This window comes from uncultured Mailhella sp. (genome assembly GCF_947631555.1).
Taxonomy (GTDB): domain Bacteria; phylum Desulfobacterota; class Desulfovibrionia; order Desulfovibrionales; family Desulfovibrionaceae; genus Mailhella.
Genome location: NZ_CANRLT010000037.1, coordinates 1 through 22,692, shown reverse-complemented (window position 1 = coordinate 22,692; position 22,692 = coordinate 1). Strand labels below are relative to the sequence as shown.

At 62.0% G+C, this 22,692-nt stretch carries 23 protein-coding genes; 9 read left to right on the top strand and 14 right to left on the bottom strand.

Going from position 1 to position 22,692, the window contains the following annotated elements:
* Positions 1-235: 235 nt before the first annotated feature.
* The 8 genes from Q0Z94_RS06685 to Q0Z94_RS06650 all read right to left on the bottom strand — a co-directional run bounded on the left by Q0Z94_RS06685 (position 236) and on the right by Q0Z94_RS06650 (position 7,196).
* The gene (locus Q0Z94_RS06685; protein WP_298068238.1) at positions 236-751 is read right to left on the bottom strand and encodes a TonB family protein; all 516 of its coding nucleotides are present in this window, start codon (positions 749-751) and stop codon (positions 236-238) included.
* Positions 752-757: 6 nt separating this feature from the next.
* Complete coding sequence (locus Q0Z94_RS06680; RefSeq protein ID WP_298068237.1) at positions 758-1,177, bottom strand: biopolymer transporter ExbD; 420 nt, start codon at positions 1,175-1,177, stop codon at positions 758-760.
* Entirely contained in the window at positions 1,170-1,763 is a 594-nt protein-coding gene (locus tag Q0Z94_RS06675) for a MotA/TolQ/ExbB proton channel family protein (RefSeq protein WP_298068236.1), read from the bottom strand. The genes Q0Z94_RS06680 and Q0Z94_RS06675 overlap by 8 nt, the downstream gene beginning before the upstream one ends.
* A gap of 95 nt (positions 1,764-1,858) precedes the next feature.
* Positions 1,859-3,589, bottom strand: coding sequence for a CobW family GTP-binding protein (locus tag Q0Z94_RS06670; protein WP_298068235.1), 1,731 nt, complete (start codon positions 3,587-3,589; stop codon positions 1,859-1,861).
* 57 nt (positions 3,590-3,646) lie between these two features.
* The gene (locus Q0Z94_RS06665) at positions 3,647-4,798 is read right to left on the bottom strand and encodes a twin-arginine translocation signal domain-containing protein (protein WP_298068234.1); all 1,152 of its coding nucleotides are present in this window, start codon (positions 4,796-4,798) and stop codon (positions 3,647-3,649) included.
* Between the two features lie 8 nt (positions 4,799-4,806).
* Positions 4,807-6,210, bottom strand: a complete 1,404-nt coding sequence (locus tag Q0Z94_RS06660; RefSeq protein WP_298068233.1) for a hypothetical protein — start codon at positions 6,208-6,210, stop codon at positions 4,807-4,809.
* 15 nt (positions 6,211-6,225) lie between these two features.
* Positions 6,226-6,555 carry a hypothetical protein gene (locus Q0Z94_RS06655; RefSeq protein WP_298068232.1) on the bottom strand — a complete coding sequence of 110 codons (330 nt, stop codon included), beginning with the start codon at positions 6,553-6,555 and terminating at the stop codon, positions 6,226-6,228.
* Positions 6,552-7,196, bottom strand: a complete 645-nt coding sequence (locus Q0Z94_RS06650) for a GntR family transcriptional regulator (RefSeq protein ID WP_298068231.1) — start codon at positions 7,194-7,196, stop codon at positions 6,552-6,554. The genes Q0Z94_RS06655 and Q0Z94_RS06650 overlap by 4 nt, the downstream gene beginning before the upstream one ends.
* 309 nt (positions 7,197-7,505) lie before the next feature.
* Between Q0Z94_RS06650 and Q0Z94_RS06645 the strand changes: the two genes are divergently transcribed.
* Entirely contained in the window at positions 7,506-8,693 is a 1,188-nt protein-coding gene (locus Q0Z94_RS06645; protein WP_298068230.1) for a hypothetical protein, read from the top strand.
* Between the two features lie 86 nt (positions 8,694-8,779).
* Here Q0Z94_RS06645 and Q0Z94_RS06640 read toward each other — a convergent pair whose 3' ends face one another.
* The 6 genes from Q0Z94_RS06640 to argJ form a co-directional block, all read right to left on the bottom strand.
* Positions 8,780-9,139, bottom strand: a complete 360-nt coding sequence (locus Q0Z94_RS06640) for a DVU0772 family protein (RefSeq protein WP_298068229.1) — start codon at positions 9,137-9,139, stop codon at positions 8,780-8,782.
* Positions 9,140-9,259: 120 nt separating this feature from the next.
* Complete coding sequence (dapA, locus tag Q0Z94_RS06635) at positions 9,260-10,135, bottom strand: 4-hydroxy-tetrahydrodipicolinate synthase (RefSeq protein ID WP_298068228.1); 876 nt, start codon at positions 10,133-10,135, stop codon at positions 9,260-9,262.
* Positions 10,136-10,181: 46 nt separating this feature from the next.
* Positions 10,182-11,015: a diaminopimelate epimerase gene (gene dapF, locus Q0Z94_RS06630; RefSeq protein WP_298068227.1), complete on the bottom strand. Its 834-nt coding sequence runs from the start codon at positions 11,013-11,015 to the stop codon at positions 10,182-10,184.
* A 291-nt stretch (positions 11,016-11,306) separates the two neighbouring features.
* Complete coding sequence (locus tag Q0Z94_RS06625) at positions 11,307-12,302, bottom strand: bifunctional oligoribonuclease/PAP phosphatase NrnA (RefSeq protein WP_298068226.1); 996 nt, start codon at positions 12,300-12,302, stop codon at positions 11,307-11,309.
* On the bottom strand, positions 12,292-12,582 hold the full coding sequence (locus tag Q0Z94_RS06620; RefSeq protein WP_298068225.1) for a DUF503 domain-containing protein: 291 nt from the start codon (positions 12,580-12,582) through the stop codon (positions 12,292-12,294). Before Q0Z94_RS06620 ends, Q0Z94_RS06625 begins: the two co-directional genes overlap by 11 nt.
* A gap of 15 nt (positions 12,583-12,597) precedes the next feature.
* Complete coding sequence (gene argJ, locus Q0Z94_RS06615; RefSeq protein ID WP_298068224.1) at positions 12,598-13,803, bottom strand: bifunctional glutamate N-acetyltransferase/amino-acid acetyltransferase ArgJ; 1,206 nt, start codon at positions 13,801-13,803, stop codon at positions 12,598-12,600.
* 220 nt (positions 13,804-14,023) lie between these two features.
* Here argJ and lepB point away from each other — a divergent pair, with 220 nt between their 5' ends.
* The 8 genes from lepB to Q0Z94_RS06575 form a co-directional block, all read left to right on the top strand.
* On the top strand, positions 14,024-14,638 hold the full coding sequence (lepB, locus tag Q0Z94_RS06610) for a signal peptidase I (RefSeq protein ID WP_298068223.1): 615 nt from the start codon (positions 14,024-14,026) through the stop codon (positions 14,636-14,638).
* Between the two features lie 28 nt (positions 14,639-14,666).
* Positions 14,667-15,275, top strand: coding sequence for a recombination mediator RecR (gene recR / locus Q0Z94_RS06605; protein ID WP_298068239.1), 609 nt, complete (start codon positions 14,667-14,669; stop codon positions 15,273-15,275).
* 73 nt (positions 15,276-15,348) lie between these two features.
* Positions 15,349-15,555 carry a dual CXXC motif small (seleno)protein gene (locus Q0Z94_RS06600; protein WP_298068222.1) on the top strand — a complete coding sequence of 69 codons (207 nt, stop codon included), beginning with the start codon at positions 15,349-15,351 and terminating at the stop codon, positions 15,553-15,555.
* A gap of 35 nt (positions 15,556-15,590) precedes the next feature.
* The gene (locus tag Q0Z94_RS06595; protein WP_298068221.1) at positions 15,591-17,690 is read left to right on the top strand and encodes a sulfatase-like hydrolase/transferase; all 2,100 of its coding nucleotides are present in this window, start codon (positions 15,591-15,593) and stop codon (positions 17,688-17,690) included.
* Entirely contained in the window at positions 17,687-18,163 is a 477-nt protein-coding gene (gene rnhA / locus Q0Z94_RS06590) for a ribonuclease HI (protein WP_298068220.1), read from the top strand. Before Q0Z94_RS06595 ends, rnhA begins: the two co-directional genes overlap by 4 nt.
* Positions 18,164-18,172: 9 nt before the next feature.
* Positions 18,173-19,141 (top strand): peptide chain release factor N(5)-glutamine methyltransferase, encoded by a 969-nt coding sequence (gene prmC / locus Q0Z94_RS06585; RefSeq protein ID WP_298068219.1) that lies wholly within the window; start codon positions 18,173-18,175, stop codon positions 19,139-19,141.
* A 2-nt stretch (positions 19,142-19,143) separates the two neighbouring features.
* Positions 19,144-19,995 (top strand): UDP-3-O-acyl-N-acetylglucosamine deacetylase, encoded by an 852-nt coding sequence (gene lpxC / locus Q0Z94_RS06580; RefSeq protein WP_298068218.1) that lies wholly within the window; start codon positions 19,144-19,146, stop codon positions 19,993-19,995.
* A gap of 80 nt (positions 19,996-20,075) precedes the next feature.
* Positions 20,076-22,692: SEL1-like repeat protein (locus Q0Z94_RS06575; RefSeq protein WP_366517581.1), on the top strand; the 2,617-nt coding region annotated here is incomplete at its 3' end.

Genomic DNA, 22,692 nt, shown 5'->3' with positions numbered 1-22,692 from the left:
TTGATCGGCAATCTCGATAAAGCTGCTGGTATAGCTTGCATAATCTCCTCGGATGATACTGTCGCGCAGACTGAAAATGTCCATCTTCCCTCTCCTCGCCGAGTTTCCAGGCAGGCATGGAGCGCCGCGCAGGGTACGCGCCGCAGAACACCCGCCGCCGAGTATGGTATTCAACCAGATTCTTGTCAAAAGGGCAAGAAATCAGGGCTGTTCCCGAGCGTTGGCGGGGGGGCCGTCAGTGCAGGCCGTACTGATACTTCACATGCAGGGAGACGCGGATGGGCTCGGAACCCAGAATGTCCGGGCGGGGGATCACGCCGCTTGCGGAGGCGACGGCGCGCAGGGCCGAAGCGTCGAGTTCGGGCCTGCCGGAAGAAACGGCAAGGCGCACGTCTGCGAACGTCCCGTCCGGGCGGATGGTGAAGGCGCAGAGGGCCACGCCGATAAGCCCGGTGTCTCCGGCGGCAAGCCTGCGGGCGTGGATGGCGTCGTCCACGTCTTCCAGATAGCGCAGGTAGGCGCGGCGCTTTCTGTCAAGCTGTTCGGCCTCTTCCCGATTGCCCTGGGGCGCGGATTCCACACCCGTGCCGGGCTGCGGGCCGCCGGGCAGGGCCGCGGATTCCGTGTCCATTTCAAGCACGGCGCGGAAGGCGGCTTCTTCCGGCTGATCTGCAGGATGCCAGAGCGTCAGCGCGAAGTGCAGGAACACCGAGACGGCTATGCCTGTCCAGAGGCGTTCGCTGTCGGTCATGCGGCGTCACTCCTGTTTTCCGTCCGGGCGGGAGGTCGCCACCATGAGCTTTTCCCCGCCCAGCATACGCACTTCGTCCACCACAAAGACGAGGGCGTCCACAGGAGCCTTGGGCGCTGCCTTGAGCACGAGCTGCCCCGGTTCCTGACGGAAGCCGCGCACAATGTCCTGAAGTTTGTAGCGCAGGAAGTTCTTTTCCACGGGGATGCCGTCGCAGAGGAAGGAGCCGTCCTCGTTGAGGCGTATTTCCACAACGCGTCCGGCCAGGGCGCGGCTGCTCTGCGCCGGAGGCAGGTCGATGTCCAGCCCGCGCACGGCAAAGGCCGAGGCGATGATGAAAAACAGCAGCAGGATGAAGATCACGTCCATGAAGGGCGTGAGGTCAAGTCCGGCGTCCCGGCGGCGCCCTGGGCGCAGGTCAAGCATCTCGGCCTTCCTCCGTCCGGGCAGAGCAGGCGTTGGCGGCTTCGGAAAGGGCGGAGGCCACGGCGTCCACCCGGCGTTCGAAGCAGTGGAGGAAGAACAGCGCGGGGATGGCGATGAACAGCCCGGCGGCCGTGGTGATGAGCGCCTGCCAGATACCGCCCGCGAGCTGATTCATGTTCACGCCCGCCTGCGCGTTTGCGATTTCGGAAAAGGCGGAGATCATGCCCAGCACCGTGCCCAGCAGTCCCATGAGCGGGGCGAGCCGCGCCAGTATGCCCAGCAGGGAGAGGTGTGCTTCCAGCTTTTTCACGATGGTTTCGCCTTCGATGCGGAGCGCGGCTTCTCCGGCCTTGCCCCGGGCTTTCAGGAGGGCGGAAAAGCGGCGCAGCAGGGGAACCCGGTCCAGTGCTTCCAGGAGCGGCTCTGCGTCGCCTTCCACAGCTTTTTCAAGCCTTGCGGTGAAGTCTCCCGCCGGGAACGGGCAGGAGGAAAAGAGCAGGAAGCGTTCCACAACGATAGCCGTGACCGTCACGGATACCAGCGCCAGCGGCCACATCATCCAGCCGCCCATCAGGAACAGGTTCATCAAGAGTTCCTTTGAGGTTTGAAACCATTCCCTTCAGGGGGAAACAGTGGTTGACAAAACGGCGGAACTTCAAATCCGGGGTGCGCTCGCCCGTTTCACAGCTTCAGCCCCGTGCCGATGAGCACGAGATCGAGGGGCGTTTCCTCCGGTGCGGGCGTGAGTTCCAGCCGCCCTGCGGCGTATTGTACAATGCACACCCCCGCGTTTTCAATATCCAGAATGCCCTTGGCGCGGCAGAGGCCTGGCCCGGCATCGTGCAGCAGGGCCTTGAGGCCGTCTGCGGAGACCGGGCCTTCAAAGGTAAGTGCTTTTGCTTCATAGCCTTCTTCGGCATGTGTGACAGCGCGTTCCCCCAGGCGCATGAGCGTCGGCAGGTGCGAGGGCAGGCGCTTTCCTTCATGGGCGTCCATCCAGGCGTCCAGCTCCGCAAAGGGCACGGCGCCGTAGCGGGCGGGCAGCAGGAGCGCTCTTGCGTTGAGGGCGCGCAGGCGGGCGGTGAGGGCCTCCAGGGCTTCTGCGGGCACGGCGTCGCTCTTGTTCAGGATGATGACGTCGGCCTTCTGGAGCTGGGCGCGGCGTATGCCCGAGGCTTCGGGCTGCTCGTGCTTTGCCTCCTCTGCCGTACAGAGGTCAAGGGCGTCGGCCACGGTGATGACGAGTCCCGGGGTCACCAGGTCGCGCAGGCCGTTCAGCGCGTCCATGATGTTGTCCGGGTTGGCCAGCCCCGTGGTTTCCAGCACAAACTGTTCGGCCGGCATGGCGGCGATGATGCGTTCAAGCCCGGGCCGCAGGCTGTCCGCCAGTGAGCAGCAGACGCAGCCCTCGTCCAGAGCCTCCACAATGGTGTCGCCCTTCATGAGCGCGGCGTCCAGTTCCACCTTGCCGAATTCGTTCTGGATGACGCCGGTGTAGCGTTCCCGCCCGTGCAGAAAATCCAGCCAGCGGCGCAGGAACGTGGTTTTTCCGGCGCCGAGGAAGCCCGTGAGCACATGGAGCAGGGGGCGCGAGTGCCGTTCCAGTTCGTCCGGGCGGTAGCGGGCGGGCAGAGCGGCGAGGGAATGCGAGGCTTCACCCTCCAGCGCAAGCGGCGGCCCGAAGGAGGCGGTGAGGGAGAGGACGGCCTGCTGTTCGCTTCCGAAGGCTTCCAAGCTGCCGCCGCGGTGGAAGCACAGGCGCGGCTGCACACTCATGCCCCTGGCAAGGGCGGCCGTTTCGCCAAGCTCCTCTTCCGCGGTGGCGGTGAGTACGGCGAAGAGGCGGAGGAAGAGGCTGAAGGCGGGCACATCGCATTCCGGCGCACCCGGAGCGACCAGCCAGCCATCGTCTGCCGGAATGCCGTCCGCGGCGATGACGCGGTGACGGGCGGGCGCTTCCAGCGTCAGCGCCAGCGCGTCTCCGGCAAAGGAGGCGTCCAGGCGGAGCGAGCCGAGGCGGAAGGGCTGAAGTTCCGCTTCCGCGCCGGAAAATTCGCGGACGGCGGAGGCGTAGGCCGGGGAAAGGGCGAAGCGCAGGGCGTCCAGGGGAAACGTGTCCAGGAGCGGAGATTCCGTCTCAGGGAAGACATAGAGGCCGAACCAGCCCCGCAGGCAGTCTGGCTGCGGGCAGTGTTCCTCACCGTCAAAGCGGATGCCGAAGACGGGTTCGCAGCCGGCCACGCGGCAGGTCCAGGCGGGGTGTTCGGAGGCGGAAGGACGCACGCCGCGCCAGCCGAGGGCGCGGGCGCGGGTGCGTTCAAAATGGGCGGCCATGATGAGAGAACCGAAAATGCTGGCGCAGTCGGAACCGCTGTCGCCTAAGGGGCGAGGAAGAATCTTTTCCAGTTTCATGGCCGTCTTTGAGCCGGGGCGCACGGAGAGGGTGGACGTACGCCCCGGCCTGGGGAGTTATCCGGGGAAGGAGATCTGATCGCCGTTACCCAGATAGTTGGTGGTCTTGGAGCGGAAGCGGGCCGTGCCCTTGACCACGGGATAGCCCGCATCCACGAATTTCTGCGCCGTGATGAGCCCGGTGCAGTGGTTGCAGCCCACGCGTTGGAGATCCCACTTCTTCAGACCGATGACGAGGTCGTCATACTTCGGGTCCCAGTCATCGAACGGGGAGATGTGCAGGCCGCCGTACAGGCCGTAGAACTTGTCGTTTTCGTACTTGAGTTCCTTGAAGGCCGTATCGGCGAAGAGGATGATGCCCTGATGGCAGCAGCCGGTGATGCTCACGAGGCCCACGTCCTTGACGTTGCAGTACAGGGACATTTCGCCGTACACCTTGAAGATGATGGGGCATTCGAACTGATACAGCGCCACGCCGGGCTGAATCTGGAAGAGGCCCTTCTTCACTTCGGTCCATTCGCCCACATGCCCGGAGTCCTTGATGTACTGCTTGCCCTGGGGGTAGAAGGTACTGGGCGTGTAGATGTGGACGTTGGGTCCGTACTTGGCCACCACGGGGAAGGCCCAGTAGTGATCCATGTGTTCGTGGGTCTGGATGAAGCCGTCAATCTCGCCGTTGGCCAGCATCTTGTCGATGCCTTCGCGCTTGAAGCTCTCTTCCATCCAGTCGTAGCTCCAGCCGCAGTCGAAAAGATACTTGGAGATCTTTCCGTCCATGGCCTCAATTTCCACAAGGCAGGAGAAGCCGCCGGCGTTGTCGGCGTCCACGGAGTTTTCCCTGGCCACGGCCCAGGCGCCGTGCAGGTCGCCCTTCTGGATGTAGGGCTTGATTTTGGCTATGCCTTCCTCATAGGTGCCCTTGCCGATGCCCTTGCCGTTGCCGAAGGGAGCCCAGTTGAAGGTGTACTGATCCACCAGCAGGCCGCCCGCGCCGGTCACGTTCTTCATGAAGACGCCGTTGTCGAACCAGCTCGTTTCCGAGATGTTGGTGACTTTTACCGACTTGCACACGCCGAAATCGGCCATTTTGCGGTTGATGTCGGGGAGAAAGGCCCTGCGCATGGGGGTATAGGAATACAGGCCCATGGCTCCGAGCGCGCCGGCGCCGATGCCGAGAGACGCGCCTTTCAGAAATTCACGTCTGTTCATAAGGACTCCTACTTCACCAGAGTGAAGGTTGCGCTACAGACAGGCAGCAGCCAAACGATGAGGAAGTACACGGCCACGCCGCCGGCGATACCGATGAGAAGACCGGGCAGCATGGCGGGATTCCAGGTGTGATCTTCTTCGATATGCCGCTTTTCTTCGGCGAAGTCTTCGGCGGTCTTGAACTCACGCCGCCAGCCCGGCCAGCCGTCCATGAACCACCAGTTGATCAGCCAGATGTCGATGAGCCAGATGGTGGGGATCATGGGGAACTGCTGGGGGTGCGAGAAGCCCTTCTGCGTGCCGAGCAGGAAATGGGCGTACATGTAGTACAGGCAGTACAGGGCCACGCCGCCCACGATCACGAGGCCGGTACGGATGAGGATATTGACGGGAGTGCTGAACTTCCTGGGCCAGTTTTCGCAGTAGAACTGGACAAAGAGTGCGGGCACGAGGAAGAAGATGGCGGTTTCGCCCACATGCAGCCAGCGCCAGTCGGGAGCGGCATCGCGGCGATGCCCGCGGATGGCGTCGCCCCACACCAGTTCCTGCATGTACCAGAAGAACAGGCAGAGCGCCCAGGCGATGACGATGATGCCCACGAACAGGGCGATACGGCGGGGCCAGTCGCGCTTGATCATGGTGAAGGGATAGCGTTCCCAGATGCCTTCCACAAACCAGACCACCACGGTGCAGCACATGATCCACGCCACATGGAAGTTGGCGGAGACGGTTTCCGCAAACTGTTCCCAGTAGGGCGGGCAGATGGCGGTGAAGTACTGCCAGGGATAGTACAGGATGCCCATGTGGTTGTGCATGGTCATGAAGTAGATGATCAGGCTGAGGCAGAAGGTGCCGAGCCAGATGCTGAAGCCGCGCACGGGCTGGGGCGTCCTGGCCCAGGGCTGGCCTTCCAGAGCCACCACCCACGCCGGGCTGATCCACGAAGCGATGACGGCGAACATCATGCAGGCCTGCGCCGCGTATTCGGTGGAATAGAATTCGGTGAGTCCGGGCAGCTTCTGGAGCTGAGCGGGATTGAAGTAGGCGAAGGCGAAATTGCCGAGGATGCCCTCGAAGAAGCCGTGGATGAAGAAGATCATCGTGCCCACGGAGATGAGCGCCAGAACCAGGCCCTTCTGCAGGGGATGCGCGTTGCGGATCCAGTTTTTCCTGAAGGGCCAGAAGTCAAAGGTGTACGCCATCCAGATGAGGATGATGAGCCACCAGCGGCAGTAGTTGTACCCCACATACGGCGTGTAGAAGCGCATGATGCCGCGCGGATCCTGGAAGACCCACCACGTCACGGCAAAGATGAGCAGCGTGAAGGCCAGATTCACGAGCGCGGGGATAGGGCCTTTCCATCTTTTGACGAGCTTGCGCTCTTCAAGATAAGGAAGCTGTTCCTGGGTCATAAGTTCCTCCTTGGTTCAATCGACACACCCCCGCTCTTCCTCCCGAGCGGGGCCATGAGCCTCTTGCCTCCGTACGGACACGGGTGCCGTGCCGTACATCGCCTGTACCACGAGAGCGGCCATGTCATTCTCCGACATGGTCTCAGGGTCGCCGCCAAGTCTGGCGGCCTCCAGCCTCAGCATGACCCCGGAAAATTCCGGAGGCAGCAGGGAAAGCCAGTCGTGACCGGGCGAATATCCTTCGGAGTCTTCCCGCCGTGAGGCCGGCGCTCCGCTGTCTTTTGAGGAAACGCGCAGAAGCCCTCGCAAAAAGTCCCTTCTGCTTGACGTGCCGCCGGCGCTCATTTCTTCTCCTCCAGTGCCTGAAGCTCCGAAAAATAGGCGAGGGCAGCCGCCTGAGCGTCTTCGGCGTCGGCATGGCGCATGGCGCTCAGAATGCGGGCGAGATGGGCGAACAGCGCTTCGTTCTCCTGAAGCCCGCAGGCGTGAAAGAGCCGGGCCAGCGATTTCCCGTCGGGCAGGCAGGCGGCCAGGGCCGCACACAGGCTGGTGTTGCCGACGAAGCTCGCGGCCTCCATGAAAAACTGTATCTGGGCCTGGACAAAGGCTTTGGTGTCGTCACTGCGCAGGGCGGCCCCGGCCACGGGGAGCAGCCTTTCCAGGCTGAGTATCTGCGAGGGGCGGATGGCCAGAGAAGAGGCGCGGATGATGGGCGGAACGATGAGCCGGCAGGCACTGAGGCGATCCGGCAAGTCGCTTTGCGCCGGATGTTCCGAAGGCAGGGCGCGCACCCTGGTGCCGCTGCCGTGGACAGTCTCCAGAATGCCGCGTCCGGCAAGAGCGCTGAGCGCAAAACGCAAGGTCGTGCGGTTGACCTTGAGTTCCTCTGCAAGCTGCCGTTCGGCAGGCAGACGCTCGAACAGCTTCCAGCGCCCCTCCGAGAGGGCCTGTTCCAGCTGCTGCTCAACCTGTTTCTGCTTGTTCATGGACGAGCCTCGATCAATGTTCAGCCTGCATTCTTAATAGGTATTTTTGCACTGCCGCCACAAAAAATTCAAATGGTTAAAAAAAGAAGGTAAAAAAAAGATAACGTATGAAAATAACACTAGAAAATAATAGAAAATGGTTCATCCACAAACAAATTTCTGCCGATTGCCGCCACAGCAGCGGGAATATTTCGGGGAAGAACGGCGATTTTTTCTTTTGAAAAAAAATTTGGGTAGACCAATTTACAAATGCTGTTTTTTCCTCTATGGTTGTCTCTCTTCCCTTCCCCAACATAGCGGAGGCGAGCTATGGATTTTTCCCTCTGGGCATCAGGCTTTCCAGGTCTGCTCTGGGAGCTGGAGCACCGGCGTTCGCGGCTCAGACTTCTGAACAACTGGACGATCCCGGCCCTGGGAGAAGACACGTCCCGCCTGCTCAAGGATGTACGGTTCCGGCGGCAGGTGGTCATGAAATCGGATCATACGCTGCTCACCGAGTTCTGGGACATGGTGACCAGCCGCCAGCCTGCCGGCGTTTCCTTCCGGCTCGCGGGAGATCCCCGCGCGGCCTGGCTGCTTCAGGGCTGGCCGGACCCTCAGAATCCTGAAAAGTATTTTGGTATGCTCAAGGAGGCCGTGCTGCCCGTCACCTTTGTGGTCGACGGGACGGCGGAAACCTGTCAGCTTGCCCTGGGGCACGCGCAGTATCCCGTGCTGGTACTCCGGCTGGAAGAGCGGGAGTTCGTCACCTGCAACGAAGCCGCACAGAAGCTCTTTTCGGGGGCGGCCAGAGGCGGCGGCGCGTTTACGCTTGGGGACATCGCCCCCGGGGAGATGGGTGAAACGCTGGTGCGGGCGTCCCGTCTGGCCGTGGAAGAGGGCATCTGGGCCGGGACGCTGATGCTGCGCAGCGGCAGCGGCAGCATTCTCGGTTCCAAGGTGCGCATCTCGCCCTGTTCCACCGGAACGGATGTCGTGCGCATTGCCCTCCTGAACATCCCTGACAGGCCGGCCTCCTGCGCCCTTACCCCGCATACCGGAGAGCGGGAAGGGGCGCGAACCCTGAAGGAAGGCCTGGAAAAGCTCCTGGAGCAGTGCCCCGGTGTGGACGGGCTGATGTTTTCGGACATTCAGTCCGCAAGGGGCCGGGTGGAGGTGTACGGCGTAGGCAGGCTCTTTGCCTCGCTGGGCTGGGGGTCCGCGCACGCCTACGAAGGCACCATCGCGCAGGACATCGAGAGATTCGGCCTGGAGTCGCTCACGGTGGAAGACACGCTGGACAGCATCAAGTCCATCGACTGGGCCATGTTCATTCCCTGCGGGGTGCGGTCGTACTTCGCCAAACCGTTCTACGCGGAAGACGGTCTGCACGCCGTGCTTATCTTTGCCTTTTCCGCTCCCTCGGCGGGGACGCCCGGCGAGGCGAACTTTCAGCGTCTTTACGAGCCATTTGACCGGCTTGTGGCCCGCTGGCGGGCCGGAAAGACCCTGACCTGAACTGATTCGTGCGGGGCAGATTTCCGCCGGGCCAAGGATTCAGGGCCGGGATTCAGTCAGAGGGGCGCGGAAGCTGCGGAACGCGCCTAACCGTAAAGTTTTTCCCGGAGCCAGCGCTTCATGGCCTCGGAGGGCATGAACACGCCCTTCAGCCCGCCAAACTCCTGGCGGAAGTCTTCCTTCAGCTCTTCGGGCAGGGGCAGAACCCACAGGTCCTCGGCGGCCTCGGAATTGCGCATGACCAGCCGCAGGGTGGGCGGATCGGCCCAGTTGTCCAGCACGAAATAATGGACGTAGTCTTCCTTGGAGCGGACAGGGGGATGGCCGGCACTCCAGTCGTTGTTGCCCCATTCCAGATAGAGGGTCACGGCGTCGGCGGGGTCAAGATCCCACTCGATGGGAAGCCGGTCAAAAGCCTTGAGCTGTTCGACGGTGTTGTACTGCATGGAAGTTCCCTGAAGGCGCCGTTTTCGGGCCGGGCAAACGTGAAGGGACGCCGGCAGTGCCAGCGCCCCTTCAGGATGTTTCAAGAGGGAGTTCCTGTCAAGAACCCTGCCCGACAGGGATCAGAGAAGTCCGTAGCTTTCAAGCACGGCCCTGAGTTCCGTCATGGTCTTGTCCGTGGGCTGGCAGAGCGGCAGGCGGAGTTCCCCGCCCATGCGTCCCATGAGGCTGAGAGCGGTCTTGCAGGGGATGGGGTTGCTCTCCAGGAACATGGCGCGGTTCATGGGTTCAAGGGCGTAGTGCAGGCGGCGGGCCTCGGCGAGGTCTCCGGCTTCGCAGGCGCGGCAGAGATCGGACATCATGCGGGGCAGGACGTTGGCCGTCACCGAGATCACGCCCTTGCCGCCCACGGCGTAGGTGGGCAGGACGGTGAAGTCGTCGCCGGAGAGCAGGGTGAAGGTGTCCGGGCACTGCTCAAGGATGTTGGAGATCTGCACCAGGTTGGCGGTGGCCTCCTTGCAGCCCGCAACGTTCTTCAGCTCGCGGGCCATGCGCGCCATGGTCGCGGGCAGGATGTTGGAACCCGTGCGGCCGGGCACGTTGTACACGATGAGCGGGATGTCCACGGCGTCGCTCACGGCCTTGAAGTGCCGGAAGATGCCTTCCTGCGTGGGCTTGTTGTAGTAGGGAGAGATGAGCAGAGCCGCGTCCGCTCCGGCGCTTTTGGCAAAGCGTGTGAGGCTGATGGCCTCAGTGGTGTTGTTGGAGCCTGATCCGGCGATGACGGGCACGCGGCCGCGGACCTGCTCAATGCAGATGCGTATGGCGGACTCGTGTTCCGCATGGCTCATGGTTGCGGATTCGCCGGTGGTACCGCAGGGCACCAGGCCGTTGACGCCTTGTTCAAGCTGCCATTCGATGTGGGCGCGGTAGGCGTCTTCATCGATGCGCCCGTCCTTGAAAGGAGTGACCAGAGCGGTGATTGTGCCGTGAAGCATGGTTGTTCTCCCGAGAAAAAGGTGAAAGGGGATGCACCTTGCAATATCAGAAACCCGGAAGCGCCAGGGAAGGATCCAGCGTCCCCGTAAAGACGCGGGCCACCGCGCCGGACAGGAACACCGAGCCTTCCTTCAGCTCGATACCGAGGAGTTCTCCACCTGAAGTTGTGACACCCACGCGCGTATCCGTCAAGCCCAGGGCGCGGGCCACGCAGACGGAAGCCGCCGCGCCCGTGCCGCAGGCGAGGGTTTCGCCTTCCACACCCCGTTCGTAGGTGCGTACATGCAGGGACGTGCGGTCGTTTACGGTGACGAAGTTCACGTTGGTTCCGCGGGGCGCGAACTGTTCATGATAGCGGATGAGCCGCCCCAGCCGCTCCACGTCCGCCTTGCCGCAGTCGGGGAAAAGGAGGACGGCGTGGGGCACGCCGGTGTTCACGAAGTTCACATCATAGGTGACGCCTTCCACGGCCACGGGGATGTGCAGGGCAAGTTCCGTGGGGTGGGTCAGCTCCACCCGCGAGCGCCGGCCTGCCACGTCCACGCTGGCGTGGATGAGTCCGGCGTCCGTGCCAAAGCACTGTTCCGGCCCGGCAAGGCCGAGTTCCACGGCCAGCCAGGAGGCGCAGCGCGAGGCGTTGCCGCACATTTCAGCGCGGGAGCCGTCGGCGTTGTAGAAGTGCCAGATGAAGTCGCCCTCGCGTCCGGCAGGCGTGCTTTCGAGGAAGAGCAGACCGTCGGCGCCGATGCCGGTTTTGCGGCTGCACAGCGTGACGGCCCAGAGGCTCATGTCCGGGATGGCGACGCGCGCTTCGCGGTTGTCGATGAAGATGAAATCATTGCCGCAGCCGTGCATTTTATGGAAAGACAGGTTTTTCATCAAAAATTCCTTTGTGGTTTGAAACCTCCCACTTCAGGGGGAAAAGTAGTCGACAAAACGGCGAAGCCGATGAAATCCTATTCAGTAACCTCTCCCTCCCTTAACCGGCGGAGGCGCGAGCTGATAGCGCAGGCGGCGTGTTTGTCCGGCTCTGCCGGCAAACATGGTCACGCCGCCGAAACGGGGAAGGGAGGGGCAATCCGCACGGCCCCTATCCGTCGGTTGCGGAGTCAGTCGGCGGATGGGGGCGGCTGTGGATTGAAACATGGCGTTTTCCTGAAGGAAGGACGTTCAGCCGTTCCAGACGGAGCGGATCACAGGATGAAGGGCGGTGAGGGCGCTTTCCGCGTCCATGGCCAGGGTGGCGCCTGCGGCGTTGCGGTGCCCGCCGCCTCCGAAGCGGGCGGCCACAGCGCCCACATCGTCATTGCCGGAAGAGCGCATACTGGCTTTGGTCTTCAGGGCACCGTCCTGCATCTCTTCCCGCAGAAGCAGGGCCACGCGCACCCCGCGCAGGCGGCGGAGATGCTCCACAAAGCCTTCCGTGTCTTCGCGGGCCGCGTGGCACTCCGAGAGCATGCCTGGCGTGACGATCGAGGCCGCAAACCTGCCCTCGTCCAGAAGGCGGGCTTCCTGCATGAGCCGCCCCCAGAGGCGGAGCTTGGCTTCGGTCCAGTTGTTTTCCAGCTTTTCACGCACGGAGGCGATGTTCAGGCCGTTCGCCGCAAGTTCGGAGACGATTTCCAGCGCCGTGGGCGTGGTATTGCCGAAGCTGAAGTTGCCGGTATCCGAGCTGATGGCCACATAGAGCGCTTCGGCCAGAGCCCCCTGCAGGGGCGCACCCAGAGCGCGGGCGATGAGGGCGGCCATTTCGCCCGTGGAGGACCTGTCCGGCTCCACCCAGTTGGCCAGGGAACCGAAGCCCTTGTCGGACTGAAGATGATGGTCGATGCACACCGAGGGCAGGCGTTTCAGCAGGGGCTGCACGGCTTCCCCCGGGCGCAGGATTCCGCCGCAGTCCAGAGCGACGATGAGCTGCGGGTCGCAGGGGAGCTTCGCAAGATCCGTGAGCACGGGGCAGGGCAGGGGGAGAAAGTCCAGATAGCCGGGAAAGCCGTTGGCGTTATAGAGGAGAACCTGCTTGTCAAGGGCGCGCAGGGTCCAGGCCAGGGCCAGGGACGAACCCGTGGCGTCGCCGTCGGGGTTGAGGTGGGAGACGAGGAGGATGCGTTCATAGCCCTGGAGCGCGCTGAGGACTTCAGCCGGAACAGGAGTTTCAGTCGTCATGGAACATCTCGAGGTCGCTGTAGGTCATTTCTTCTTCGCACACGGCCTCCATCATGAGGAGGCATTTGTCCATGCGCGACTGCATATGCCGTTCGCTGTTGCTGACGGACACCACCTGGAGCCTGAGCCTGGTGAGCGATTCCTCCGTGCCGGCCTCGGCCACGGCCACGTTGAAGGTGTTGCGCACCTTCTGCTTCAGGCTGTTGGCCACGCGCCTTTTGCCCTTGAGGGAATCGTTGCCGTGAAGCGCGTATTCCACGGTGAGGACGCCGATGACCATGCCGTCTCCGAGGTGTCAGGAGCGATAGTCCGAGTTGAGGGAAACGTAGGCGTGGGAGAGGTCGGCGGCCAGCAGCCGGGCCTCGCCGTGTCCGTCGCCCAGGCTGATGTCCAGAGGCAGATCCACGGCTTTCAGCGGTTCTTCCAGAAGGGCGTCGAAGTCGAGGTCGGTGGGACGCCCGCTGCGGAACAGCTCCACCCCGCACAGGGTCACGCGCAGGGCCAGGGGATCGAAGTTCACCCCGGCGCGCCCTGCGGCGGCCACGATGCGGCCCCAGTTGGGGTCGCGGCCGAACATGGCCGTCTTGACGAGCTGGGAATGACCCACCGTTCGGGCCACCTTTTCGGCGTCCTCGTCCGTGGCGGCGCCCGTGACGTGGATGTGCATGACCTTGGTCGCGCCCTCGCCGTCCTTGACCAGCATGTAGGCCAGTTCGCCCAGCACTTCGGTGAGGGCCTTTTCCAGAAGCGGCAGGCCGGCTTCGCATACGCGCACGCCGGAAGCGCCGTTGGCCAGCCCGTAAAGGGAATCGTTGGTGGAGGTGTCCCCGTCCACGCTCACGCGGTTGAAGGTGGCATCTGCGGCGCGGCGGAACATGTCGGCCCAGGCCGCGGCGTCCACGGCGGCATCGCAGAGCACCAGAGAAATCATGGTGGCCATGTTCGGGCAGATCATGCCTGCGCCCTTGGCCACGCCCGCAAGGCGCACCGTGCCGCCGGGAAGCGCAAGTTCGCGCCCGGCCATCTTGGGGAAGGCATCGGTGGTCATCATGGCGCGCACCAGCCCTTCCACGTCCACCTGACCGAGGGAGGCAGCCAGAGCGGGGACGGCGGCGGCCCATTTCTCCATGTCCATGTGCGCACCGATGACGCCGGTGGAGGCGGGAAGCATGGCTTCAGGGGGGACGGATACGCCGGTTTTCGCCAGGGCATCGCTCACGAGGCGCAGGGACAGGCGGCAGTTCTCAAGGCCCTGTTCGCCCGTGCAGGCGTTGGCCTGGCCGGAATTGACGACTATGGCCCGGATGCGGTCATGCCCCCTGGAGAGGTGCTCCTGGGACACGAGAACGGGGGCGGCCCGGAAAAGATTGGTGGTGAAGACACCCGCAGCGACGGCGGGCGTATCGCTGACGACGAGACCGAGGTCGCTGCGGCCGAGCTTCTTGCCACGGAAATCGGCGTTGGCCGCGGCCAGACGGAAACCCTGCGGAATCTGAATCATGGAAAGCCTCCGTTCTTCTTTCAGGATGCAGGAAGCAGGATGCAGAAAGAATGTGCCACACTTGAACGGCCGGCGCAAGTGCGCCCGCGCCGGAACGTCCGCCGGAAGGCGGGGCGTCTTGTCTTGCGCGGAGCCTGCCGCCGTGCTACTGTGCGTCTGTTGTCCTCCCTGTTCAACGTTCCCAACCGGGCTTTGGCCCCATGATGTATGATGATGCCTGATGACTGAAAAAACAGAAAAAAAACGCCGCTCTCCGCTGAAGGAATACTTTAACGCCCTGTTCTCCGCCCTGCTCCTCGCCCTGGTGCTGCGCACCTTTGTGGTGCAGGCGTTCACCATTCCTTCCGGCTCCATGCTCCAGACCGTGCAGATCGGAGACTACCTTCTGGTCAACAAGTTCGCTTACGGGGTGAAGATTCCCTTCACGGACACCTTTCTCTTTCGCAGAGACGCGCCCGAAATCGGCGACATCATTGTCTTCAAGTATCCCCGCGACCCCAGCGTGGACTACATCAAGCGCGTGGTCGGGCGGCCCGGCGACGTGGTGGAAATGCGCAACAAGCAGTTCTACCGCAACGGCGAGCCGGTGCATGAGGACTATATCCAGCAGCTCTATCCGCACCTCATCGGGAGGCTGGACAACGTGGGACCGGTCACGGTGCCCGAAGATTCCTTCTTCGTCATGGGCGACAACCGCGACAATTCCGAAGACTCCCGCGCCTGGGGCTTTGTCCCGCGTGCCGCCATACACGGCAAGGCGTGGCGCATCTACTGGTCCTGGGACGGCGAAACCCACACCCCCCGCCTGCGCCGTCTGGGAAAACTGGTGAAATAGGCGCATTTCTCATCTTTAAAAAGGAAACATTGTGCAGCGCATCCCTGAACCGTTGAAACTCCTGGTGGAACAGCTTGCCCGCCTGCCCGGGCTGGGTCCGAAGTCCGCCATGCGCGCGGCCATGACCCTGCTCAAATGGCCGGAGGCCGAAGTCCGGCAGCTTGGCCGGAACGTGTACGAACTGCGCGATGCCCTGCACCTGTGCAGCCGCTGCGGAGGGCTTGCGGATTCCGATCCCTGCCCCCTGTGCGCGGATCCCGTCCGCGACCCGGCGCAGCTTTGCCTGGTGGCGGAATGGGACAGTATGCTCACCCTTGAGGAAGGAAATTTTTACAAGGGCTTCTACATGATACTCGGCGGCCTGCTCGCGCCGCTGGATCACAGCCCGGCGGAAGCCCTGGAGATGGAGCGCCTGCACACCCGTCTGGCGGAAGGGCAGGTCAGGGAGCTGATTCTGGCCCTTGGCGCAACAGCGGAGGCGGAGGCCACGGCTACCTATGTCCGGGATCAGGTCGCTTCCCGCTTCCCCGATGTGCGCATCACGCGGCTGGCGCAGGGCATTCCCTTGGGGGCTGAGGTCAAATACATGGACCGCGAAACGCTCCGTCAGTCACTGCAGTACCGCCAGCCCCTGTAAGACCGTCCGCGGGCAGCGCCGCCCCATCCGCAGCGCCGGGGCCGCGAAGCTGTCCGGGACCTGGAGGTTCCCCATGTCATTCCTTTTCGCACCCCGCGAGGCGAGAACCACGCTGAAATGCCCGGTGTGCGGCGAGCTTCTGGACATACGCCGCACCTGCCACGAAGCCTATATGCAGTGTTCCAGCTGCCGCAGGCGCTTTGAGCTTGCGCCGTTCATCAGCCGGATGGATCAGGCGATGGAGGAATTTCTGGAACGCCTGTACGTGGATCGCGTGTGAGCGGCTTTCCCGCCCGCCGCAGTCAAGGAGCCGGCATGCTCTCCCGTTCCTCAAAGACCTCCCTTCAGCCGCTTGCGGACATCGCCGCCTTCCTGCTGGTCAACGCGGCCCTGTTTTTCGCCGCCCGCCTGGCCCTGCTTTTTTTCCTGCTGCCGGAGATCAGCGACCGCGCAAGCGTTGCCCGGGCCTTGTACATCGGCCTGAAGTTCGACATGCGCATAGCCGTGTTCATGGCCCTGCCCCTGTCCTTCTGCCTGCTCTGGCCGCGGCTGGAACAGGCGGTCAGCGGGGAAGGGCGCTCCCTGGCGCGGAGCCTGCTCTGCCTCGTCACGGGGCTTATGGCCGCGGGCGCGGCGCTTATCTACATCTTCGACTTCGGCTTCTTCTTCTACCTGCACCAGCACATCGACATGGGGGCCACTGTCTTTCTGGAAGACCCCTCGGAATCGGTGCGCATGGTCTGGCAGAGCTATCCCGTCCTGCTCATCGCCGCGGGCTATGCGGTCTTTGTCTTTCTGTACGTCCGGGGCTTTGCCGCCTTTCTGCGCCGCCACCGCGTCTGCCCCGTGCGGCCGCGGGGCGCGCTCTTCGGTTCGGGCTGCTCCCGGAAGCGGCGGGCGCTCATCACCGTGCTCTCTCTGGTCATGCTTTTCGTGGCCGGATATGGGCAGATCAGTTCCAATCTCTTCCCGCTGCGCTGGAGCAACGCCTTTTTCAGCCCCGATGCCAACATCGCGCTCCTGGCCGTCAATCCCATCCAGAACCTTTACGATACCCGCAATTACGGCAAGGCCATCCCGCCCGACGTGGAGGCCACCCGCGAAGCCTGGCCGCGCATGGCCCGCTATCTGCGCCTGCCCGAAGGATCAGAGCCGCTGACCTACGTCCGGCACTTCCCCGGCAGAACGGGGAAGCGCCTGAACATCGTCATTATCATCATGGAGTCCCTGTGCTGGGAGCGCACGTCCCTCGCGCCCTCCATGCCGGAAGCTCTGGGCAGGGACATAGATCCCACGCCCTTCCTGAAGGAGCTGGCGGAAAGAAGCCTGTACTTTCCCTGCTTCTACGCGCCCGCCCGCACCACGGCCCGCGCCGTGTTCACCACCATCAGCGGGGTGCCGGATGTCAACCACAGCGGCGGCACGACCTCGCGCAATCCCAGGCTGGTGGATCAGTCCACGCTGCTCAACGAGTTTAAGGGCTATGAAAAATATTATATGATCGGCGGAAACGCCAACTGGGCCAACATCCGCGGCCTGCTTCAGTACAACACCACGGGACTCCGGCTTCTGGAGGAATCCGCCTGGGAAGCCCGGAATGTGGACGTGTGGGGCATCTCGGACATTGCCCTTTTCCGGGAAGGCACGGACGTGCTCACCCGCGGATCCAAACCCTTCATCGCGGTGATCCAGACGGCGTCCTTCCACCGGCCCTACACCATCCCGGACGACAACGAAGGCTATGTTCTGCCGCCGGAGCCAGGCCCCGAAGCGCTGGCCTGGTACGGCTTTGACAGTGCGGCGGAGTTCCGCTCCCTGAACCTCGCCGACCACGCCCTGCGCCGCTTCTTTGCCAAGGCCAGCCGCCAGCCGTGGTTCAAGGACACGGTGTTCGCGGTCTTCGGCGACCACGGTCTGAACGGCAATTCCGGCAACCTCACTCCGGCGGTCAGGGCCTGCAACCTGCAGGCGTGGCATGTCCCGCTCTTCCTGTACGCACCCGGCGGCCAGATCCGCCCCGGCGTGAACCCTGCTCCGCACACGCAGCTGGATGTGCTGCCCACCATGGCCTCGCTTGCCGGGCTGGATTTCTACACCAACACCCTGGGCAGGGATCTGCTCGACCCGGAAAATGACAGGGACGCGGCGGCCTTCGTGAGCATGGGCGACCATGAGCGCTGCCTGGTGAAGGACGGTTACGTCTACCTCATCCGGCCCACGCTGGAAGGTCTTTACCGGCTGGATGAACACCCGTCAGGCGGAACGCCCGCAGACCTGAGCCGTGAGCAGCCCGAACGGGCCGCGGCCATGCGGCAGGAAGCCATGGATTTTTACTACACTTCGCAATATCTGCTGCACCACAACGGCAGAAAGATCATCAGCGACGCCCGCGCCGCAGCTCAAGGAACGCCATGAAGACCGTAACCATCCACACCGACGGCTCCTGCCTGGGAAACCCCGGTTCCGGCGGCTGGGCTGCCGTACTCACCTGCGAAGGGCCTTCCGGGACAGCCCGGCGGGAAATGGGCGGCGGCTTTGCCCGCACCACGAACAACCGCATGGAGATCCTCGCCGTGCTGGAGGCGCTTTCGGCGCTCAAAACGCCGTGCGCCGTGGAGCTGTACACGGATTCGCAGTACGTCTCCAGGGCCATCCGTGACCGCTGGCTGGAAGGCTGGCAGAAAAACGGCTGGCGCACGGCGGCCAAAAAGCCCGTGAAGAATCAGGATCTGTGGCGGCGCATGGCCGAAGTTCTCGCACGTCACGAGGTGCGCTTTCATTGGCTCAAGGGACATGCCGGGCATACGGAGAACGAGCGCTGCGATGAGCTGGCGCGGGCCTGGGCAAACCGCAGCGACCTGCCGGAAGACAGCGGCTTTGACGGCTGAAGGGTTTTCTTGTCCTTGCCCTGCGCCTGTGCTAGTCTTGCCGTCATGATGACGCGCCGCGAATGGAAAAGACAAACGCTGGGCCTGCTGGCCGGCACCGAAGCTCCGGCATGGGCGGCGGAACTCTTGCTCTGCCATGTCCTCGGCCTGGAGCGTCCCGCACTCATCGCGCACGATAGCGAGGTGCTGCGGGAGGATGAGGAAGCCCGCCTGAACGGACTGCGGGAACGCCGCCTGCGGGGCGAGCCTCTGGCCTACCTGCTGGGACACCGGGAATTTTACGGCCGCAGCATGGAGGTGAACCGCTCCACTCTTATCCCGCGGCCGGAGACGGAAGACCTTGTGAACGCCGCGCTGGACGCCTTTGACGCGGCGTCTGCCGTGCGCTTTCTGGACATCGGCACGGGCAGCGGCTGCATCGCCGTGACCCTGGCGGCCGAACGGCCCTTGTGGAGCGGGGCGGCCGTGGACATTTCCGAGGAGGCGCTGGCCGTTGCCTGGCGCAACGCCCGCCGCTGGGCTGTGGCGGAGCGGCTGGCCTTCCTGAAGGGCGATGTGACGGAGGTGCTGCCCTTTGAGGCGGAGAGCTTCGATCTCATCGTCAGCAATCCGCCCTATGTGACGGAAGACGAATACGCCCGACTTGCGCCGGAGGTCAGGGATTTTGAGCCGCGCACAGCGCTGGCGGCCGGGCCTTCCGGCCTCACGCTTGCCTCGGCTGTGGTGGGCGCGGCGCGCAGGCTGCTCAAACCGGGCGGCCGCCTGTTCATGGAACACGGATGGCTTCAGGGCGGGGCCTGCCGGAGCCTGTGCGAGGCGCAGGATTGGGAAGACGTTCGCACGGGGCGGGATCTTGCCGGGCGGGATCGCTTTCTTTCCACCGTCCGCAAAAGCCGCCCGGAAACGCAACGCCCCCGCAGCAGGGGGCCGGAAGCGGAAAACCGGCAGCCCGCCGGAGCGCGGGCCGAAGGAGTTTGACCATGCCGCAAACGACGCTGGGGGGAACGGTTCCCCTGAAAGGGATTTCGCTGCATTCCGGGGAAGACGTTCACATGGAACTCAGGCCGGCCCCCGAAGAGACGGGCCTTGTCTTTCACGTCCATGCCGAAGACGGCGTGCATGTCATTCCCCTGCGCCCTGAAGCCGTGAGCACGACTGAACTTGCCACCACTGTGAGCGACGGCGCGGTGAGCGTCTCCACCATCGAACACATTCTGGCGGCCCTGTACGGGCTTTGCGTGGACAACGTGGAGCTGCACGTCTTCGCTTCCGAAGTACCCATTCTGGACGGTTCGGCCCGCCTGGTGGCGGAGGCTGTGCAGAAGGCGGGCATCCGCGCACAGTCCGCCCCCCGCCGCGTGGCCCGCATCGCCCGGCCCTTCGCCATGACAAAGGACGGCAAGAGCATAGAGGCCGCGCCCGGCCATGGCTTTCGCGTAGATTATACCATAGTCTTTCCTCACCCCGCCATCGGCGAGCAGCGTCTGGCGCTGGACATCACGCCGGAGAGCTTTGCGCGGGAGATCGCCTGCGCCCGCACCTTCGGCTTCCTTCGGGAAGTGGAATACCTGCGCAGCCGCGGACTGGCCCGCGGAGGCTCTCTGGAAAACGTGGTGGTCGTGGGCGATGAAGGCGTGGTCAACGATGGCGGTCTCCGCTTCCCCGACGAGTTTGTCCGGCACAAGATCCTTGACTTCATCGGCGACATGGCCATGTTCGGCACGCCCCTGCGCGGCGCCTTCACGGTGCGCTGCTCCGGCCACTCCTGGAACAACGCCTTCCTGCGCGCCCTCGCCCTTGAGGACGGCGTCCTGGAACCGGGCACCGAATAGCCTGGAGAAACGCCGCACGGACGAAGCGCCGGAGCGGACCGCACCCTGCCTGCCGCAGGATACAAGGCCTGGGGAAGTATATGGCAAGCGAAAAACAGAACTCTCAGGACGCAGCCGGAAAGGCTGAACGTTACAGGCAACTTGCGGAGCAGGGGGATGCTGATGCCCGGTATCACCTTGGCAAGATGTATGAAAGAGGCCGTGGCGTTTTAAAGAATGATGGCAAGGCGCTTGACCTTTACAGGAAGGCGGCTCACCAGGGCTATGCTCCCGCACAGTACGAGATGGGCAGAAGATTTGAAGGAGGCACTGGCCTTCCTCAGGATGACGTCAGGGCTCTTGATTGGTACAGAAAGGCGGCTCTTCGTGGCTATGCCCGTGCTCAGTATGCCCTGGGCAGAATGTATGAACAGGGCAGAGGAGTTCCTCAGAGTGATGTCGTCACGGCAGCTGAATGGTATGCAAAGGCAGCTGAACAGGGGAATGCGGACGCACAGGAGACGTTGAAGAAGCTGTACGCAAGCGGCCGCGGCGCTCCCCAAGATGATGCCAAAGCGCTTGAATGGTTCAGGCGAGGGGCTCAACTGGGCTATGCCAACGCACAGTATGCCCTGGGCAAAATATATGCAAATGGCCGCGGTGTTCCGCAGGATGATGCCGAGGCTGCCATATGGTATACGAAGGCGGCGGAACAGGGGTATGCCCCTGCGCAGACTGCATTGGGTCAGATGTATGCAAATGGCTGCGGTGTTCCTCGAAATAAAACCCAAGCTTTAAAATGGTACAGTCAGGCGGCCGGGCAGGGGCATGAAAAAGCTGTCGAATGGCTTCTGCAGACGGCTGGAAGAGGGAATGCGTCTGCCCAATATACTTTGGGCATGATGTATGAACGTGGTCGAGGTGTCTTTAAAGATAATGCCAAGGCTTTGGAATGGTACAGGCAAGCGGCCGAGCATGGGCATAAAAGAGCGCTTGAATGGCTTCTGCAGGCGGCCGAAAAAGGGATTACGTCTGCACAATATACTTTGGGCGTATTGTATGAGCAGGGGCGACGTGTTCCCCAAGATGACGTAATGGCTGTAAAGTGGTATAGAAAAGCTGCTGAACAAGGATATACCCATGCACAGATTAACTTAGGATTGATGTATTTTAAGGGTCGCGGAGTTTCGCAGGACAATACTAACATTTTAGAATGGTTTGAAAAAGCTGATGAGCAAGTACGCAAAGGAGCTATCGAGGGGCTCCTGCAGGCGGCTGGAAGCGGAAATGCCACTGCGCAATATAGTTTGGGCTTGATGTATGAAAATGGTCAAGGACTCTCCAAAAACAATACCAAGGCTTTAGAATGGTACAGCCGGGCGGCCTGGCAGGGACATGAAAAAGCTATAAAATGGCTCCTGCAGGCGGCTGGAAGCGGGAATGCCTCTGCACAATATAGTTTGGGCTTGGTGTATGAAAATGGTCGAGGTGTCTCCAAAGACAATGCCAAGGCTTTGGAATGGTATAGTCAGGCGGCAGCTCAGGGGCATAAAAAAGCTATAAAATGGCTCCGGCGAGCGGCAGGAAGCGGGAATGTCTCTGCACAATATAGTTTGGGCTTGATGTATGAAAATGGTCGAGGCGTCTCCAAAGACAACACAAATGCTTTGGAATGGTACAGGCGGGCGGCCGCTCAGGGGCATGAAAAAGCTATTGAATGGCTTAAACAGGTTGCAGGAGGAGGAAATGCTTCAGCACAATATATTTTAGGCTTGATGTATGAAAATGGTCGAAGTGTCTCTAAAGACGAGGCTAAGGCTTTGGAATGGTACAGTCAGGCAGCCTGGCAGGGACATGAAAACGCTATCGACCGGCTCCTGCAGGTTGCTAAACAAGGGAATGAAAGAGCTGTTGAAGTTGTTCAACAGGTTGCAGAAAGAGAAAATGCAACTGCACAATATATTTTAGGCTTGATGTATGAAAGCGGTCAAGGTGTCTCCAAAGACGATACCGAGGCTTTAGAATGGTACAGGCGGGCGGCTGAGCATGGATATGGAAAAGCTATTGAATGGCTTCGGCATGCGGCTGGAAGCGGGAATGCCTCTGCGCAATATAGTTTGGGCTTGATGTATGAAAATGGTCGAGGAGTCTTCAAAGATAACACCATGGCTTTGGAATGGTACAGGCGGGCGGCAGCTCAGGGGCATGAAAAAGCTATTGAATGGCTTAAACAGGTTGCAGGAGGAGGAAATGCTTCAGCACAATATATTTTAGGCTTAATGTATGAAAATGGTCGAGGAGTCTTCAAAGATAACACCAAGGCTTTGGAATGGTACAGTCAGGCGGCAGCTCAGGGGCATGAAAAAGCTATCGAATGGTTCCAGCAGGCGACTGAAAAAGGGGATAAAAGAGTTGTCAAAGAAGTCCAACAGATTGTGGAACGAGGAAATGCAACTGTACAATATATTTTGGGCTTGGTGTATGAATATGGCCGAGGTGTCTCCAAAGACGATGCCAAGGCTTTAGAATGGTACAGGCGGGCGGCTGAGCATGGATATGGAAAAGCTATTGAAAGGCTCAGGCAGGCGGCTGAAAAAGGAAATGTGTCAGCACAATATACATTGGGCTTGATGTACGAATATGGCCGAGGTGTCTCTAAAGACGATACCGAGGCTTTAGAATGGTACAGGCAGGCGGCTGAGCATGGATATGGAAAAG

Excerpts from the sequence above, each read along its gene's own strand:
- Q0Z94_RS06685 (WP_298068238.1), bottom strand. The coding sequence starts at position 751 with ATGACCGACAGCGAACGCCTCTGGACAGGCATAGCCGTCTCGGTGTTC.
- Q0Z94_RS06680 (WP_298068237.1), bottom strand. The coding sequence starts at position 1,177 with ATGCTTGACCTGCGCCCAGGGCGCCGCCGGGACGCCGGACTTGACCTC.
- Q0Z94_RS06675 (WP_298068236.1), bottom strand. The coding sequence starts at position 1,763 with ATGAACCTGTTCCTGATGGGCGGCTGGATGATGTGGCCGCTGGCGCTG.
- Q0Z94_RS06670 (WP_298068235.1), bottom strand. The coding sequence starts at position 3,589 with ATGAAACTGGAAAAGATTCTTCCTCGCCCCTTAGGCGACAGCGGTTCC.
- Q0Z94_RS06665 (WP_298068234.1), bottom strand. The coding sequence starts at position 4,798 with ATGAACAGACGTGAATTTCTGAAAGGCGCGTCTCTCGGCATCGGCGCC.
- Q0Z94_RS06660 (WP_298068233.1), bottom strand. The coding sequence starts at position 6,210 with ATGACCCAGGAACAGCTTCCTTATCTTGAAGAGCGCAAGCTCGTCAAA.
- Q0Z94_RS06655 (WP_298068232.1), bottom strand. The coding sequence starts at position 6,555 with ATGAGCGCCGGCGGCACGTCAAGCAGAAGGGACTTTTTGCGAGGGCTT.
- Q0Z94_RS06650 (WP_298068231.1), bottom strand. The coding sequence starts at position 7,196 with ATGAACAAGCAGAAACAGGTTGAGCAGCAGCTGGAACAGGCCCTCTCG.
- Q0Z94_RS06645 (WP_298068230.1), top strand. The coding sequence starts at position 7,506 with ATGGATTTTTCCCTCTGGGCATCAGGCTTTCCAGGTCTGCTCTGGGAG.
- Q0Z94_RS06640 (WP_298068229.1), bottom strand. The coding sequence starts at position 9,139 with ATGCAGTACAACACCGTCGAACAGCTCAAGGCTTTTGACCGGCTTCCC.
- dapA (WP_298068228.1), bottom strand. The coding sequence starts at position 10,135 with ATGCTTCACGGCACAATCACCGCTCTGGTCACTCCTTTCAAGGACGGG.
- dapF (WP_298068227.1), bottom strand. The coding sequence starts at position 11,015 with ATGAAAAACCTGTCTTTCCATAAAATGCACGGCTGCGGCAATGATTTC.
- Q0Z94_RS06625 (WP_298068226.1), bottom strand. The coding sequence starts at position 12,302 with ATGACGACTGAAACTCCTGTTCCGGCTGAAGTCCTCAGCGCGCTCCAG.
- Q0Z94_RS06620 (WP_298068225.1), bottom strand. The coding sequence starts at position 12,582 with ATGGTCATCGGCGTCCTCACCGTGGAATACGCGCTTCACGGCAACGAT.
- argJ (WP_298068224.1), bottom strand. The coding sequence starts at position 13,803 with ATGATTCAGATTCCGCAGGGTTTCCGTCTGGCCGCGGCCAACGCCGAT.
- lepB (WP_298068223.1), top strand. The coding sequence starts at position 14,024 with ATGACTGAAAAAACAGAAAAAAAACGCCGCTCTCCGCTGAAGGAATAC.
- Q0Z94_RS06600 (WP_298068222.1), top strand. The coding sequence starts at position 15,349 with ATGTCATTCCTTTTCGCACCCCGCGAGGCGAGAACCACGCTGAAATGC.
- Q0Z94_RS06595 (WP_298068221.1), top strand. The coding sequence starts at position 15,591 with ATGCTCTCCCGTTCCTCAAAGACCTCCCTTCAGCCGCTTGCGGACATC.
- rnhA (WP_298068220.1), top strand. The coding sequence starts at position 17,687 with ATGAAGACCGTAACCATCCACACCGACGGCTCCTGCCTGGGAAACCCC.
- lpxC (WP_298068218.1), top strand. The coding sequence starts at position 19,144 with ATGCCGCAAACGACGCTGGGGGGAACGGTTCCCCTGAAAGGGATTTCG.